This is a genomic window from Streptomyces gossypii (assembly GCF_025165795.1).
Classification (GTDB): domain Bacteria; phylum Actinomycetota; class Actinomycetes; order Streptomycetales; family Streptomycetaceae; genus Streptomyces; species Streptomyces gossypii.
This window is the reverse complement of sequence record NZ_JAJAGO010000002.1, coordinates 291189-305468: the sequence shown is the minus strand read 5'-3', so window position 1 is coordinate 305468 and position 14280 is coordinate 291189. Positions and strand designations below refer to the sequence as shown.

Below are 14280 nucleotides of genomic sequence, written 5' to 3'. Positions count from 1 at the left end.
AAGAGTACAGGCGTGTCGCCTTGCGCCCACCACTTGCAACATCAATGATGCATGTATTAGCTTTCCAGCATCATCAATGATGCAATCTTCTTGGAGGACGAACTCTCATGGACCTGGAACTCACCGGAAAGACCGCCGTCGTGACGGGCGCGAGCCGGGGCATCGGACTCGCCACCGTCACGACACTTCTCAGCGAGGGCATGCGAGTGGCCGCCGCCGCCCGCACCATCACCCCCGAACTGGCGCGGACGGGGGCCCTGGCCGTCCCGGTGGATCTGTCCACCGCCGACGGCCCGGCCCACTTCGTCGAACGGGCGACCGCCGAACTCGGCGAGATCGACCTCCTCGTCAACAACGTCGGTGGCGGTGACGTCGCCGACCTCACCGACAACGGCCAGCTCAAGGGCTTCCTCGGCCTCGCCGACGAGCAATGGCAGAAGTCGTTCGAGCTGAACCTCTTCGCCGCCGTACGCACCACCCGCGCCGCGCTTCCCAGCCTGCTGCGGCAGCGCGGCGGCATCGTCAACATCTCCTCCAACGGCGCCCGCGCCCCGCAGACCGGCCCCGTCGTCTACACAACGGCCAAGGCGGCGCTGACCGCCCTCGGCAAGGCGCTGGCCGAGGAGTTCGGTCCGTCCGGCGTCCGCGTCAACACCGTCTCTCCCGGCCCCGTGCGCACCGCACTGTTCGAGGACCCGGACGGCTACGGTGCCCAGCTCGCCGCCTCCATGGGGATCGGACTGGAGCAGCTCCTCAAGTCCCTGCCCGCCTCGATGGGCATGATCACCGACCGGCTGCTGCAGCCGTCCGAAGTCGCGGCGCAGGTCGCCTTTCTGGCCTCTCCGCACTGTGCCAGCGTGATGGGCTCCGACGTCCTGGTCGACGGCGGCGCGGTCAAGACGGTGTGACTCCGTGCGGCCGGCGCCGGCGCCGGCGCCGGCGCCGGGCCTCCAGGACCGGCACCGGCATCGCCCCTTCCTTGAGGACAGCAGCTGTCCTCAGTGCCTCCTAGGCTCCCTTCCGTACGGACCGAGCAGCCCCCGGCCCCGAAGGAGCCCGTCGATGACCAGCACGGTGACCAGCACGGTAAAGAGCACGGTGACCAACACGGTGGACGCCACGGCGCATCTCCCCACCGAGCGCGTCTCCTGGGCCGCCGCCCGTGCCCGCCGGCTGGCGCGGCATTCGCTGTCCGCCCCCGCCACCGGCCCGGAAAGCGACCCGGCCACGATCGCGGCCGCCCTGTGCGGGGCACACGCCCAGGTGCTGTCGGCCGCCGAACTCTCGCTCGGCATGCGGCTGGAGGGCGCCACCCGTACGGATGTCCGGCACGCGCTGTGGACCGGGCGCACCCTGGTCAAGACGTACGGGCCGCGCGGCACCGTCCATCTGCTGCCCAGCCGCGATCTGCCGCTGTGGACCGGCGCGCTCACCGCCTTGCACAAGGTCACCGGCAAGGGCGGCCAGGAGACCGGCGGCCTGCTGACACCGGGCCAGACCGACGAGGTCGTCGCGGCCATCGCCGACGCGCTCTCCGGCGCCGAACTGACGGTCGAGGAACTGACCGGGGCAATCGTCGCCCGCACCGGGCCATGGGCCGGTGAGCGGGTCATGGAGGCGTTCCAGGACAAGTGGCCGCGCTGGCGCAGCGCCACCGCCATCGCCGCGCACCGGGGCGCCCTGTGCTTCGGTCCCAACCGGGGCCGCCGGGTCACCTACACCAGTCCGCACCGCTGGCTGCCGGGTTTCACCCCGGACGACGGGGCCGCCGCGATGGACGAGGTCGTACGGCGCTATCTGCACTCCTACGGTCCTGCCTCCCCGCAGCACTTCGCGCAGTGGATGGCCGCGCCGCGCGGCTGGGCCTCCTCGCTGTTCGCCTCCCTCGCCGGGCGGGGTGAGATCCGGCCGGTCGAACTGGAGGGAGGACCGGAAGGGCCGGATGGCACGGCCGCCTGGGTCCTCGCCTCGGACCCGCCCTTCACCGAGCCCACCGGGGCGGCGGCCGACGGCGGGGCGGCGGCCGACGGCGGTCTTCGGCTGCTTCCCTATTTCGACGCCTACTCGGTGGGCAGCCACCCGCGCGAGCGCGTCTTCCCCGGTCGCGCCTCCGAACGTGCCCTCGCCGGCGGCCAGGCGGGCAACTTCCCGGTGCTGCTCATCGACGGCATGGCCGCCGGGGTGTGGCACCAGCGCCGCTCCGGCCGCACGATCCATCTCACCGTGGAGCCGCTGACGGCGCTGACGGGCGCCCAGCGCGACGCGCTCGACACACAGGCGCTCCGGCTCGGCGCGGTCATGGAGGGCACGGTCCGGGTGACGGTGGGACCCGTCTCGGTGGGCGCCCACGCGTGACGCGCGAGGCGGCGAACGCACGAAGGGGCGACCCCGCGGCCCGCGGCTCACGGCCCACGCCCCGCGTCCAGCGCCGGTCAGCCCTCCACCAGCACCAGCACTTCCAGCGTGCGCGGCCCGTGCACGCCCTCGATCCGGTCCAGTTCGATGTCGCTGGTCGCCGACGGCCCGGAGATGAAGGTGAGCGGCCGGGCCGGTTCCAGCCCGGCCAGCACCTCGGGCACGGAGGCGACGACCTGCCCGGCCCGTACGACGCACAGATGGTGGTCGGGCACCAGTGTCAGCGCGCGGCGGCCCTGTCCGGGGCCGCAGTCCAGTACGAGCGTGCCGGTGGTGGCGACGGCGGCGGCCGCGGTGGTCAGCACGGCACCGGCCCGGTCCAGTGCGCCGACCCCGAGCGGGGGTTCGTCGCGCAGCACCCGCTCGGGCGGCAGCGCGGCGAGCCACTCGGCGGGGAAGCCGTCGGGCACCACCAGCGGCCCGGCCGTACGGGCCGCCGCCGACCGTGCGACGGCCTCCGCGACGGACGCGGCGTCGGCGGCGGTCACGGTCCGTACGGCAGCGTCGTAGTCGATCAGCCTCTCGACGAGCAGTTCCCGTACGGCGGGGGAGCCGGGGGCCGGGCCTCCGGCTCGGGCGTAGTCGCGCGCGACGGCGACATCCGCGGGCTCCTCGGCGGCCGGCACATCGGCCAGCGCGCGGCGGACGCGGGCGAGGATCTCCTCGCGCGCTCCCGCCGGCGCCTTCCGCAGCGCCTGCCCCGAAGCGTTCTCCGGCACGTTCGCGGGCATGTCCATCAGTGCGTCCTCTTCCACCAGGCGCGGAAGCTCTCCCGCGCGGGCGACGGTGCGTCCCGGGTGTCGCTCCACGGGGACAGCGGCCCCGGCAGCCGCCCGATGCGCCCCCTGCGGGACAGCAGCCGCCCGCCGAGGGCACCCGTACGCTGTGCGGCAGCCAGCCGTGCCGGATCGGAGAGCACCCAGCGGGCGGCGGCCATCGCCATCCGTTCGGCTTTGGGCACCCGGCGTTCGCGGCCCTCGTCCACCACCTGGGCGCGCAGGTGGACCAGCACCTCCGGGATGTTGATCTTTACGGGACAGACCTCGTAGCAGGCGCCGCACAGTGTGGAGGCGTACGGCAGCGAGCGGTCCAGCAGCGTGTCGGTGCCGCGCAGCTGGGGGCCGAGGATGGCGCCGATCGGTCCGGGGTAGACCGATCCGTACGCGTGCCCGCCGACCCGTTCGTAGACGGGGCAGACGTTGAGGCAGGCGGAGCAGCGGATGCAGTTGAGCGCCTGCCTGCCGATGCGGTCGGCGAGGGTGTCGCTGCGCCCGCCGTCCAGCAGCACCAGGTGGAAGGTGCTCGGCCCGTCGCCTTCGGTGGTGCCGGTCCAGGTGGAGGTGTAGGGGTTCATCCGCTCGCCCGTGGAGGAGCGGGGCAGCAGTTGCAGGAAGACCTCCAGGTCCTGCCAGCTGGGCACGATCTTCTCGATGCCGACCACCGAGATGAGCGTCTCGGGCAGCGTCAGACACATCCGCCCGTTGCCCTCCGACTCGACGACCACGGCCGTCCCGGTGTCGGCGACGAGGAAGTTGGCGCCGGAGATGCCGACCTTCGCGCGCAGGAACTTCTCCCGCAGATGCAGCCGTGCGGCTTCCGCGAGGCGGGCCGGGTCGTCGGTGAGACCGTCCGGGGCGGGGGTGCCGTACGCGCCCATCTCCCGGACGAAGATCTCCCTGATCTCCGCCCGGTTCCGGTGGATCGCCGGGACGAGGATGTGGGAGGGATGGTCGTCGCCGAGCTGGACGATGAGCTCGGCCAGATCGGTCTCGTAGGCGGCGATGCCCGCTTCGGCGAGCGTCTCGTTCAGCTCGATCTCCTGGGTGGCCATCGACTTGATCTTGACCACCTCGCTCTCGCCTGTGGCGCGGACCAGCTCGGTGACGATCCGCCCGGCCTCCGCGCCGTCCCGCGCCCAGTGCACCTGGCCGCCCGCCGCGGTGACCCTCTCCTCCAACCGCACCAGGTAGGTGTCCAGGTGGCGCAGGGTGCGTTCCTTGACCGCCCGCCCCGCCTCGCGCAGCTCCTCCCAGTCGTCCACCTCGGCCACCACCGCGGCCCGCTTGCGGCGGATGGTGTCGGTGGCGTGTGCCAGATTGCTGCGCAGCTGGGTGTCGCCGAGCGCGGTCCTGGCCGCTTCGGGGAAGGGCGGCATGCCCAGATATGTCGAGTCGCTCATGCGGACTTCACCTTCCGGACGGGGGATTCCCGGGTGGCGGCGAGGATCTCGGCGAGGTGGAGCGTACGGACGCCCGTACGGAGCCGGGAGAGCGAGCCGCCGATGTGCATCAGGCAGGAGTTGTCGCCCGCGGACAGCACCTCGGCACCGGTGGCCAGGACGTGGCGGACCTTGTCCGTGCACATCGCCGCCGAGGTGTCGGCGTTCTTCAGCGCGAAGGTACCGCCGAAGCCGCAGCACTGGTCGGCGGCGGGCAGTTCGGCGAGGTCGATGCCCTGGACCGCCCGCAGCAGGGCGAGCGGCTTGTCACCGACGCCGAGCATCCGCAGCGAGTGGCAGGTCGGGTGGTAGGTGACCCGGTGCGGGAAGTACGCGCCGACGTCGGTGACCTGGAGGACGTCGACGAGGAACTCGGACAGCTCGTAGACCGGCGGCCCGGCCCGCACGGCTTCGGCGAGCCGCTCGTCCCCCGCGACTTCGGCGACCCGGCCGTGGTACTCGCGCACCATCGCCGTACAGGAGCCGGACGGGCTGACCACCGCGTCGTAGCCGTCGAACACCTCGGTGAAACGGCGGACCAGCGGTACGCACTCGGGCTGGTAGCCGGTGTTGAAGTGCATCTGCCCGCAGCAGGTCTGTCCCAGCGGGAACTCCACCCGGCAGCCGAGCCTCTCCAGCAGCGTCACCACGGCGCGGCCGGTGTCCGGGAAGAGGGTGTCGTTGAAGCACGTGATGAACAGCGCGACGCGCATGGTTCCTCCGGTTGACGCCTCGGACCGGGACCCGCCCTCCCATGGCGGGTGTTTGGTCAGACCATACTTTGGTCAGCACAGTAGCCCAAGCTATGATCGGCAGCAGCGACCCGGGCGACACCCCGCCCGCGGAACGCGGCGATCACAGGCGGAAAGGGCTGGCTTCACCATGGCTGAGAAGCTGACGTCCCGCCCCGGTGGGGATCATCAAGGCGAGGGGGGTGGGACGTCAGCTTCTGCGTCGGCAACCGCCTGGGAGCCCGTCCCGCGCTCCCGCACCTTCGAGTTGGTGCTGGCCCGGATCGAGGAACAGATCCTGGCCGGAAACCTCCATGTCGGCGACCGGCTGCCGCCCGAGCGGGAGCTCGTCGAGCTGCTCGGAGTCAGCCGCGCCGCCGTACGGGAAGCGCTGCGGGTGCTGGAGGCCCAGGGCGTGCTGCGCTCCCGCGTCGGCACCGGCCCCAGCTCCGGCAGCGTCATCTCCGCCATGCCCAGCGCCGGCCTCACGCAGCTGCTGCGCCTGCACATGGCGCTCGCCAACTTCCCGCTCACCCATGTCGTGGAGGCGCGCGCCACCCTGGAGCGCTCCAGCGCACGCCTCGCCGCCGAGCGCGCCACCGAGGACGATCTCGCCCGCATGCGGGAGCAGCTCGCACGCATGGACGACCCCGAGCTGACGCTGGAGGAGTTCAACGACAGCGACACCGCCTTCCATGTCGCGCTCGCCGAAGCGGGCGGCAACCGGCTGATGACGGACATGACCGTCGCCGTCCGCAGCGCGGTGCGCGGCGCTCTGCTCGCCGCCTTCCGTGAGCTCACGGACTGGGAGGCGGTCGCCGAGCGGCTGCGGGCCGAACACCACGCGGTCTACGCAGCCATCGCCGCGGGTGACGTCGAGCGCTCCGGCGATCTGGTGGAGGCGCACATCCGGGGCTTCCACCAGCACATCGACCTCTGAGCACCTGCGTCCGAGCAGCTGCGTCCGAACACCTACACGGCGGACGGACCGGCGGCGTTCGCACCCTCCACACGGTTCGCGCCGTTCGCGCCGTTCGCGCCGCTCGCGCCGTTCACCGCGTGGGCCTTGAAGAACGTGTAGTGGAACGTGCCGCCGTCCGCCGCCGTACGGTGCAGGTCGGCGATCCCCCTGTCCCAGTCGGCGGGGGTGCTGAGCCCCGCCGCCATCGCCTCCTCCCGGACGGATTCGATCATGGCGGTGAAGGTGTTCCGGGTGAAGCCGTCGACCAGCGAGGGCCGCGTCCGGTCGGCGTAGACCGTACGCGGACGGACCTCGACACCGTCGTATCCGGCGCCGCTCAGCAGCGGCTGCAGCCTTCTGCCGATCAGCGCGTCACCCCCCGCGGCGGACTGCAGCCGGACCTGGCAGTCGATCGCCGCGTGGGCGTACGCGCTGGCCGGGTGGAAGAACGCCGAGCCGTGGTCGCCCTCGATCACCGTGAGGGTTCCGCCGGGGCGCAGCAGGCGGCGCAGTCCGGCCAACGCCCGCTCCGGGTCCCGCAGATGCTCCAGGACGAAGCACACGAAGACATGGTCGAACTCCGCGTCGGCGAAGGGAAGGTCGAACAGGTCGGCGCGGTGCCACTCCACCTCAGCCCTCGGTGCCCCGGGCCGGTGCGCCTCCACGCGGGCGCGTGCCTGGGCCAGGGATTCCTCGGACGTGTCGACAGCGACGATCCGGGCCCCCGGGCTGGACTCGGCCAGCCGGACCGTCTGCGCGCCCACGCCGCAGCCGACCTCCAGCACCCGGCTGCCGGGAGGATAGGCGGTGCCGTGGTGCAGCAGTTCCGCGAGCGTGTCCGCCTGGTCCCCCAGGCGACGGGCCTCGCGCTCGGAGTACCCGTGCACGTAACCATCCAGGTCGGCAGCCGCCGCTGTACTTTCCGTCGTCCCTGTCACTGCTGTTTCCATGGCCTCCATCCTGCTGCCGCTATGGCCCGGTGCACAGGTCCAAAGAAGCGGCCTTTGACCAGTCCGAAATCGGCCCGCCCGGCGCCCGGCTCCCTCCAGCCGGACACCGCGGACACCCCGCTTCCCGGTCAGTCCCAGGCCAGCGGCGGCCCGGGAGCCGGACCGGACGGCGGACGCTTGCACCGGTGAACGCCGACTGCCCGGCCGACGAAGGTCGGCCGGGCAGTCCCGCCGCCGCACGGATTAAGGAGCGAGCGGCGGGCAGCGGAGCGGGGCCGGATCAGCCCGTCACGTGGCTCCGGTAAATCAGCGGCACGCGGTTGCGGTTCATCTCGGGGTGCCCCTGGAACCCGCCGGCGAAGACGGAATCACTGCGGGGGTCGGCGGCCAGGTCGGTGATCTTCTGACCGTCGGGGTTGTCGATCTCGGGGAACTCCTCCACCGACCACGCACCGTCGTCGAGCCGCAGGAACCTGTCGTATCCCCCGACCCAGAGGGTGCCCGCGGCGTACGCGGTCCCGTGCACGTAGTCGTCGACGCCCGCCATGGTCCGGTGCTGCCACGCCGTGCCGTTCCAGTACAGGTAGCCGTCCTCGGTGTGGGTGCCGAAGACGTACGCCTCACCGGCCGAGACCGTCACCGCCTCGTGGACGTAACCCTCATAGGCCGCGGGGAGGGTGCCCTTGGTGAAGGCGGTGCCGTTCCACCGGTACGCAACCTGCGTGCCGTAGTCGCTCTTGGCGTTCCCCAGCACCCAGAAGTCGTCCCCCGTGGTGCCCACCACGGCGTCGGCCACCACGTCGGGCAGGGAGACCTTCTGCCAGTCGGTGCCGTCGAAGTGCGCGGCCTCGTTGACGATCGAGTCGAAGGCCCAGATGTCGTCCTCGGCGAAGGCGCGGACGGTGTCCACCGCGTAGGTGGTGCCGGACGGCGCGCTGTCCCAGCTCTCGCCGTCCCAGTGCCAGCGGCGCGGTTCGTCCTGCCGGTCGAAGAGGTAGAGGTCGGAGCAGGAGACCCCGCCGACCCCTCCGTACAGCCTGCCCGCGTCCTCGGGGACGGCGGGCACCGGCAGGTCGTTCCAGCGGGTGCCGTCCCAGCAGCGGATGACCTCGCCCTCGTAGAGGGCCACGACGTCGCCCGAGAGGGTCGGCTCGACCACCTCGTAGCCACGGGCACCCGAGGGCGCCAGATCCTCCAGCTGCCAGTTCGCGGCGGGCACCGCGGCCTGTCCGGCCGCCGGGGGAGAGTCCTCTTCCCCGGCGATGGCGGGCTGCGCCACGGCGGTCAGCCCAGCCAGCATCCCTACCGCCAGTGCGACACGAACAACGCTTTTCTTTCGCAAGTAACTCCCTTTCGAAGCGCTTGGAACCGGGCCTGCTGAACGCACGTCTTCGGAGCTCAACTCGACGCCGTACATCGGGCTTTCCGGTAGTCACACTCTACTTCGAACGGGCGACGAAGGGGGTCTTTTTGATTGACCGCAGTTGCAAATACTGGCCACTTTTCGGCAGTGCGGACAGGTCGGCCCGGTGCCACTCCACCTCCGCTCCCGGGATCCCTTCCCGGGAGCACTCGGACTGCTCGATCTCGACGATCCGCGCCCTGCGGCTGAATCGGGCCAGCTGTACGGTCTGCGCGCCCACCCCGCAGCCGATTCCATAGATTCACCCTTTTGCCACTATGGCTCTGTGAACAGAACCCAAGATGACCGAGCCGACCGGTCCATCACCGCACGGTCCGGCCCGCCCGGCGCCGACTTCCTCCAGCTGAACATCGCGGACGCCCCGGCGGGCGGCCGGTGCGACTGGCTCACCCGGCAACTCCGGCTCGCGATCTCGGACGGCCGCCTCCCGGTGGGCAGCAGGCTGCCCGCCACCCGGCTGCTGGCAGGAGAACTGCACGTCTCGCGCGGCGTGGTCACCGAGGCCTACCAGCGCCTCATCGAGGACGGACACGCGGCCGGGCGAGGCCGCAACGGCACGGTCGTCCTCGCCGCCCCCGTCCCCGCCGCCCCGGTCCCCACCGGGCCACCGGCACCGCCGCGGCCCTCGGCGGCCACCGCGCCACCGCACCCGCACGCGCTGTTCGCCGAGCCGCCCAGCCCGGACGTCTTCGACGCGATACGCACAGCCCCCGCCCGGATCGACCTGTCGCCCGGCGTGCCCGAGCTCGCCGCGTTCCCGCGCACCGCGTGGCTGCGCGCCGAACGTACGGTGCTCCGTGACCTGGCGGCGTCCGCCCTCGGCTACGGCGACCCGCGCGGCGCCCCGGCGCTCCGCCGCGCCGTCGCCGACTGGCTGGCCCGCAACCGCGGCATCAGGGCGGACCCCGCGGACATCCTCATCGTCGCGGGCACCGCCCAGACCCTGACCCTGCTGGGGCAGGTACTGCGCGAGGACGGAATCTCCGCGATCGCCGTGGAGGACCCCGGATCGCTGGGGACCCGCCAGCATCTGCGGAACCAACGGCTCGCCACCCCGCCGGTGCCCGTCGACGCCGACGGCATACGGGTCGGTGAACTGCGGGCCACCGGCGCTCCGGCCGTGCTGCTGACGCCCGCGCACCAGTTTCCGGCCGGCGTGGTGCTGGGCGGTGCGCGGCGCCGTCAGCTGATGGACTGGGCCACCCGTACCGGCGGGCTGATCGTGGAGGACGACTACGACGCCGAGCACCGCTACGACCGGCCGCCGGTCCCCGCCCTCCGTTCGATGCTCGCCGAGCACGTCTGCTACGCCGGAAGCGTCTCGAAGATCCTGGCACCCGCACTGCGCATCGGCTGGGTGCTCGCACCGCAGAAGTACCAGGAAGCGCTGGTGGCCGCGAAGCGGTACGCCGACCTCGGAAACGCCGTACTGCCCCAGCTGGTACTGGCCCGGCTGATGGAATCGGGCGAGCTGGAGGGCCAGTTGCGCCTGCTGCGCCACCGCCACCGGCGCCGCCGGGACGCGATGATCGCCGCGATCGGCGCCCGGCTGCCGGGCGCCGTCGTGCACGGCGCGGCGGCGGGCCTGCACCTGATGATCACCTTCCCGGACGGGCCCCCGGACACCGAACTCGCGGCCGAGGCGCTGGCACGCGGCGTGAAGACACATCCGCTCTCCTGGCACAGCCAACGCCCGTACCGGCCGGGCCTCGTGCTCGGCTACGCGGCGTGCACCCCGTCCGCCCTCGCGGAGGGCATCACCACACTCGGCACCGTCCTGCGCGACATGCGCCGCTGAGAAGCCGTTGTCCGACCCCCGCTGGATCAGCTCGGGCCGGTTGGACAACAGCTTCTGAGGTCCGTCGGTGTCATGATGTCGCGTCGGGTCACCAGGCATGAGGGGGAAGCCGCACGTGAGCACTGACCGGGCCACGTCCGCCGGGACCGACGACTCCGACAGCCGCGTCACCCCCCAACTGTGGTGGCTGAGCGGCATCATGGCGCTTGGCAGTTTCGCCAGCCTGCTGGACTCCACCATCGTCAACGTCGCCGTCGGCCCGCTCGCCGAGGCTTTCGACGCCGAACTTGCCACCGTGCAGTGGGTGGTGACCGCCTACCTGCTCGCGCTCTCCGCGACCATCCCGCTCAGCGGCTGGGCAACCGCCCGCTTCGGCGCGAAGCAGACGATCATCGCGGCCCAGCTTGTGTTCCTGCTCGGCTCGCTGCTCTCGGGGTTCGCCTGGTCGGCGCCCAGCCTGATCGTCTTCCGGGTCGTCCAGGGGATCGGCGGCGGTCTGGTCGTACCGATCGGCCAGGCGCTGCTTACCCAGGCCGCCGGGCCGAAGCGGCTGGGCAAGCTGATGGCCGTCGTCTCCGTCCCGGCGATGTTCGCCCCGCTGCTGGGACCGTCACTCGGCGGCCTGCTCATCGACCACCTCGGCTGGCGGTGGATCTTCTTCATCAACGTGCCGCTCTGCCTGCTCACGCTGGTGCTCGTGCTGCTGAGGGTGGAGAACGCCGTCGCCCCCTCCGCCTCCGCCAAGCTCGACGTGGTGGGCCTGGTCCTGCTGACACCCGGCCTCGCCGGACTGCTCTACGGCCTGTCCGAGGCGGGCTCGGCGGGCGGGTTCGCCAACGGCAGGACCCTCGGCAGCCTGACGGCCGGACTGCTGCTGCTCGCCGCCTTCACCCTGCGTGCCCTGCGCGACCGGCTGAACCCGCTGCTGGACCTGAGCCTCTTCCGGGGCCGCAGCTTCCGCTACGGCACCCTCACGGGCTTCTGGCTGAGCACCGCCATGTTCGGCGTGATGATCCCGCTGCCGCTCTACTTCCAGATCGTGCAGGGCACCAGCGTGCTCGGCTCCGCACTGCTGCTCCTGCCGCAGACCCTCGGCTATCTGATCGCGGTCACCCTGATGAACCGGCTGACGGTGCTGCTCGGCGTACGGAACCTGGCGCTGCTGGGCATCATGCTCACCGTCGCCGCCACCATCCCGTACGGGCTCATCAGCGCCCAGCCGGACATGGTCCTGCTCAGCGGGGCGATGACCGTGCGCGGCTTCGGCCTCGGCGTCTCGATGGTGCCCACCATGACGCTCGCCTTCGGCAGCGTGCCGAGGGAGCTGGCGCCGGCCGCCACGAGCACCTTCAACGTCTTCCAGCGGGTCGGCGCCTCGGTCGGCACCGCCGTGCTGGCGGTGGTCCTGCAGCAGCGGGTGGAGGACCGGCTGCCCCCGGAGACGGCGACGCTCGCCCAGGTGCCGCCCGGCGACGGACTCGCCGCCACCCTGGCCCCCGCCTTCGGTGCCACCTTCTGGTGGGCGCTGGCCTTCGCCGTTGTCGCGCTGATACCGAGCCTCTTCCTGCCCGGCAGGGAACCGGCCCGGGACTGTGACCGGCCGGGAACTCCCGGTAACGTCATGTGAGGCAAGAGACAGTACCCACTGGGGGGATCGGGCATGGCTCGGGATCAGCACGGCCACGACGGGGACGACAGCAGAGGGGAAGAAGACAGAAGCACGGGCGGTCCGGCGATGCCGCCTCCGCAGCCGCCCACCGCACCACCACCCGCGCCTGCCGGGCCGCCTGCCGCACCGCCCGGCGGGCCGCCGCACGCACCGCCCGCTGCTCCGCCGCCAGTTGCTCCGCCGCCCGTTGCTCCGCCCTCCGTGCCCTCGGTGCCGCCGCACGCGGCCTTCTGGCCACCGCCCACACCTCCCGTACCGCCCGCACCGCCAGGACCACCAGGACCACCAGCACCGGCAGCGCCGCCCGGTCCTGCGGACGGATGGCGGGCCGCCGCCGTCGCCCTGCTCAACCTCAGCGGACTGGGCCTCGGTTACGCCCTCATACGCCAGTGGGCGGCCTTGGCGGCCTGCCTGACCGCCACCGCCCTCCTGCTCCTGATCGCCCTTCCCGCCGACCCGGACGGCCTCTCCGGCCTCGTCCTCACCGCCTACCTCGTCTCGCTCGGGCTCGCGGCCCTGCACGGTGCCGTCCGCGGCCTGCGTACGCCTCTGGCCTGGCCGCCCAAGCCGCCGCTGGCCGTCCTGCTCGGCCTGGTGCTCCTCGCCGCGCCCCTCTCAGGCGCCGTCGCGTACGACGGGGCACGGGACGAGGCGACCCAGCAGATGCTCCTCGACCGCCTGGAGGAGGCCGACGCCATGGTGCGGGCCGCCAAGAGCCAGCCGTTCGACGACGTCGAGCCGCAGTACCGCAAGGCGCTCACCGCCTACGGCGACCTCCGGGACGACCACCCGGACTCCCGCGCCGCGGACCGCGTCCCCGACCGGCTGGACACGTACTACAAGACGGTCGGCGCTCCCTATGCCGAAGAGGACTACTGCGGGGCGATCGCCCCGATGAAGTACCTGCGCGAGGTCCCGGACAGCATCGGCGAGAAGACCCTCGGCTCCCTGGCAACCTGGCCCGACGACCGGCTCGCCACCTCGCTCTACGAGTGCGGAGCGGAGGGGATCGGGCAGGACGAGAAGGTCACCGCCGAGGGCGGGGACCTGCATGAGCTGCTGACGCTCTTCCCCGGGTCCTCGCAGGCCGCGAAAGTCGGACCAGCAATCAGCTCCGAGGTCGACAAGACCGCCGATCAGCTGAAGGACGGCGAGCCCTGCACGGCCGTCGACGATCTGCGCACCCTCGACGCCCAGGCGTCGGCCCTCCCCGCGCCGGAGGCCGACGGCGGGGACGACACGCTGGCCCAGGCGTCCCGGGAAGCGAAGCGGAAGGTGGAGTCCGGCACCTACACCTGCGGCATGGACCAGTACAAGGACGGCGACTTCGCAGCGGCGCGCAAGACACTTGAGGACTTCACCGCCACGTACAAGGAGAACAAGAACACCCCGCGCGCCAAGAAGATCGTCATAGCGGCGGAGATAGCCGAGGAGGACCCGGACGCGGGAAAGCGGGTGCCCACCACCGACTCCGGCGGCAGCATCCCCATGGTGGTCAGCAACGACAGCCCGTACGAGATGGAGGTGCTCTACACGGGCGCCAAGACGGGCCGCTTCACCCTTGACGCGTGCGGCGACTGCACGCCCTACTCCAGCGAGTCGGAAGCACGCAGCACCGCCTGCAAGGACACCAGCCAGAATTACGCCCGCAAGACGATCAACCTGCCGACCGGCACCACCTACTTCCTCCAGCACTCCAAGAACTCCTCCTCCTCGAACCCCCGCGTCGAGAAGACCAGCATCCAGACCAACTACACCTACACACTCTGCGGCTTCGTCGTGCAGCGGGGCCTGGGGGACTTCGACCTCCCCGAGCTGGACCCGTCGGTCATGCTGAAGCCGACGCGCTGACGGCCGTCCCCCACGCCCTCCCTGCCGCATCCGTCCGGCTCAGAACAACGTGAGCAGGCCCGGTGCGCGGGTGAGGGGGGCGGGCGACCTTCCGGCCCTACTGGGGCATGGAGGAGAAGCACACAGAAGGCCGTGACAGTGGAGTCCCGACCGCCGAGGGGCGCGAGGATTCGGTGGCCCCCACAGCGTCCATGCCCACACAACGCATGGAAGCGCGCTTCGGTGGAGCCGGGGACCTGCTGCGGGGCGTGCCAGGTCGTCGAC

General features: G+C 71.8%; 11 protein-coding genes. 6 read left to right on the top strand and 5 right to left on the bottom strand.

The genetic code is table 11. The features are described from left to right. Positions 1-107: 107 nt before the first annotated feature. The gene (locus tag LHJ74_RS04875) at positions 108-908 is read left to right on the top strand and encodes an SDR family NAD(P)-dependent oxidoreductase (RefSeq protein WP_260216251.1); all 801 of its coding nucleotides are present in this window, start codon (positions 108-110) and stop codon (positions 906-908) included. A 154-nt stretch (positions 909-1062) separates the two neighbouring features. Then, on the top strand, positions 1063-2355 hold the full coding sequence (locus LHJ74_RS04870; protein ID WP_260216250.1) for a winged helix DNA-binding domain-containing protein: 1293 nt from the start codon (positions 1063-1065) through the stop codon (positions 2353-2355). Positions 2356-2432: 77 nt separating this feature from the next. Here LHJ74_RS04870 and LHJ74_RS04865 read toward each other — a convergent pair whose 3' ends face one another. The 3 genes from LHJ74_RS04865 to LHJ74_RS04855 are packed head-to-tail and all read right to left on the bottom strand — an operon-like array spanning position 2433 to position 5346. Beyond that, positions 2433-3146 (bottom strand): LutC/YkgG family protein, encoded by a 714-nt coding sequence (locus tag LHJ74_RS04865; RefSeq protein WP_260216554.1) that lies wholly within the window; start codon positions 3144-3146, stop codon positions 2433-2435. 5 nt (positions 3147-3151) lie between these two features. Next, the gene (locus tag LHJ74_RS04860; RefSeq protein WP_260216249.1) at positions 3152-4594 is read right to left on the bottom strand and encodes a LutB/LldF family L-lactate oxidation iron-sulfur protein; all 1443 of its coding nucleotides are present in this window, start codon (positions 4592-4594) and stop codon (positions 3152-3154) included. Next, on the bottom strand, positions 4591-5346 hold the full coding sequence (locus tag LHJ74_RS04855; protein ID WP_260216248.1) for a (Fe-S)-binding protein: 756 nt from the start codon (positions 5344-5346) through the stop codon (positions 4591-4593). Before LHJ74_RS04855 ends, LHJ74_RS04860 begins: the two co-directional genes overlap by 4 nt. A 169-nt stretch (positions 5347-5515) precedes the next feature. Here LHJ74_RS04855 and LHJ74_RS04850 point away from each other — a divergent pair, with 169 nt between their 5' ends. Then, positions 5516-6304, top strand: a complete 789-nt coding sequence (locus tag LHJ74_RS04850) for a FadR/GntR family transcriptional regulator (RefSeq protein WP_260216247.1) — start codon at positions 5516-5518, stop codon at positions 6302-6304. A gap of 32 nt (positions 6305-6336) precedes the next feature. On the opposite strand, the gene LHJ74_RS04845 is transcribed toward LHJ74_RS04850, so the two are convergent. Beyond that, complete coding sequence (locus LHJ74_RS04845) at positions 6337-7275, bottom strand: methyltransferase domain-containing protein (protein ID WP_260216246.1); 939 nt, start codon at positions 7273-7275, stop codon at positions 6337-6339. Positions 7276-7555: 280 nt separating this feature from the next. Further along, a complete protein-coding gene (locus tag LHJ74_RS04840; protein ID WP_260216245.1) occupies positions 7556-8554 on the bottom strand; it encodes a hypothetical protein in 999 nt (332 codons plus the stop codon). 409 nt (positions 8555-8963) lie between these two features. Here LHJ74_RS04840 and pdxR point away from each other — a divergent pair, with 409 nt between their 5' ends. The 3 genes from pdxR to LHJ74_RS04825 all read left to right on the top strand — a co-directional run bounded on the left by pdxR (position 8964) and on the right by LHJ74_RS04825 (position 14016). Beyond that, positions 8964-10496, top strand: coding sequence for a MocR-like pyridoxine biosynthesis transcription factor PdxR (gene pdxR, locus LHJ74_RS04835; RefSeq protein WP_260216244.1), 1533 nt, complete (start codon positions 8964-8966; stop codon positions 10494-10496). A 115-nt stretch (positions 10497-10611) separates the two neighbouring features. Next, positions 10612-12123 (top strand): MDR family MFS transporter, encoded by a 1512-nt coding sequence (locus tag LHJ74_RS04830; protein WP_260216243.1) that lies wholly within the window; start codon positions 10612-10614, stop codon positions 12121-12123. Between the two features lie 252 nt (positions 12124-12375). Continuing rightward, complete coding sequence (locus LHJ74_RS04825) at positions 12376-14016, top strand: hypothetical protein (protein WP_260216242.1); 1641 nt, start codon at positions 12376-12378, stop codon at positions 14014-14016. The last annotated feature ends 264 nt before the right edge of the window (positions 14017-14280 follow it).

Coding starts and splice junctions, on each gene's coding strand:
- LHJ74_RS04870 (WP_260216250.1), top strand. CDS start 1,063: ATGACCAGCACGGTGACCAGCACGGTAAAGAGCACGGTGACCAACACG.
- LHJ74_RS04875 (WP_260216251.1), top strand. CDS start 108: ATGGACCTGGAACTCACCGGAAAGACCGCCGTCGTGACGGGCGCGAGC.
- LHJ74_RS04850 (WP_260216247.1), top strand. CDS start 5,516: ATGGCTGAGAAGCTGACGTCCCGCCCCGGTGGGGATCATCAAGGCGAG.
- LHJ74_RS04860 (WP_260216249.1), bottom strand. CDS start 4,594: ATGAGCGACTCGACATATCTGGGCATGCCGCCCTTCCCCGAAGCGGCC.
- LHJ74_RS04845 (WP_260216246.1), bottom strand. CDS start 7,275: ATGGAAACAGCAGTGACAGGGACGACGGAAAGTACAGCGGCGGCTGCC.
- LHJ74_RS04855 (WP_260216248.1), bottom strand. CDS start 5,346: ATGCGCGTCGCGCTGTTCATCACGTGCTTCAACGACACCCTCTTCCCG.
- LHJ74_RS04865 (WP_260216554.1), bottom strand. CDS start 3,146: ATGCCCGCGAACGTGCCGGAGAACGCTTCGGGGCAGGCGCTGCGGAAG.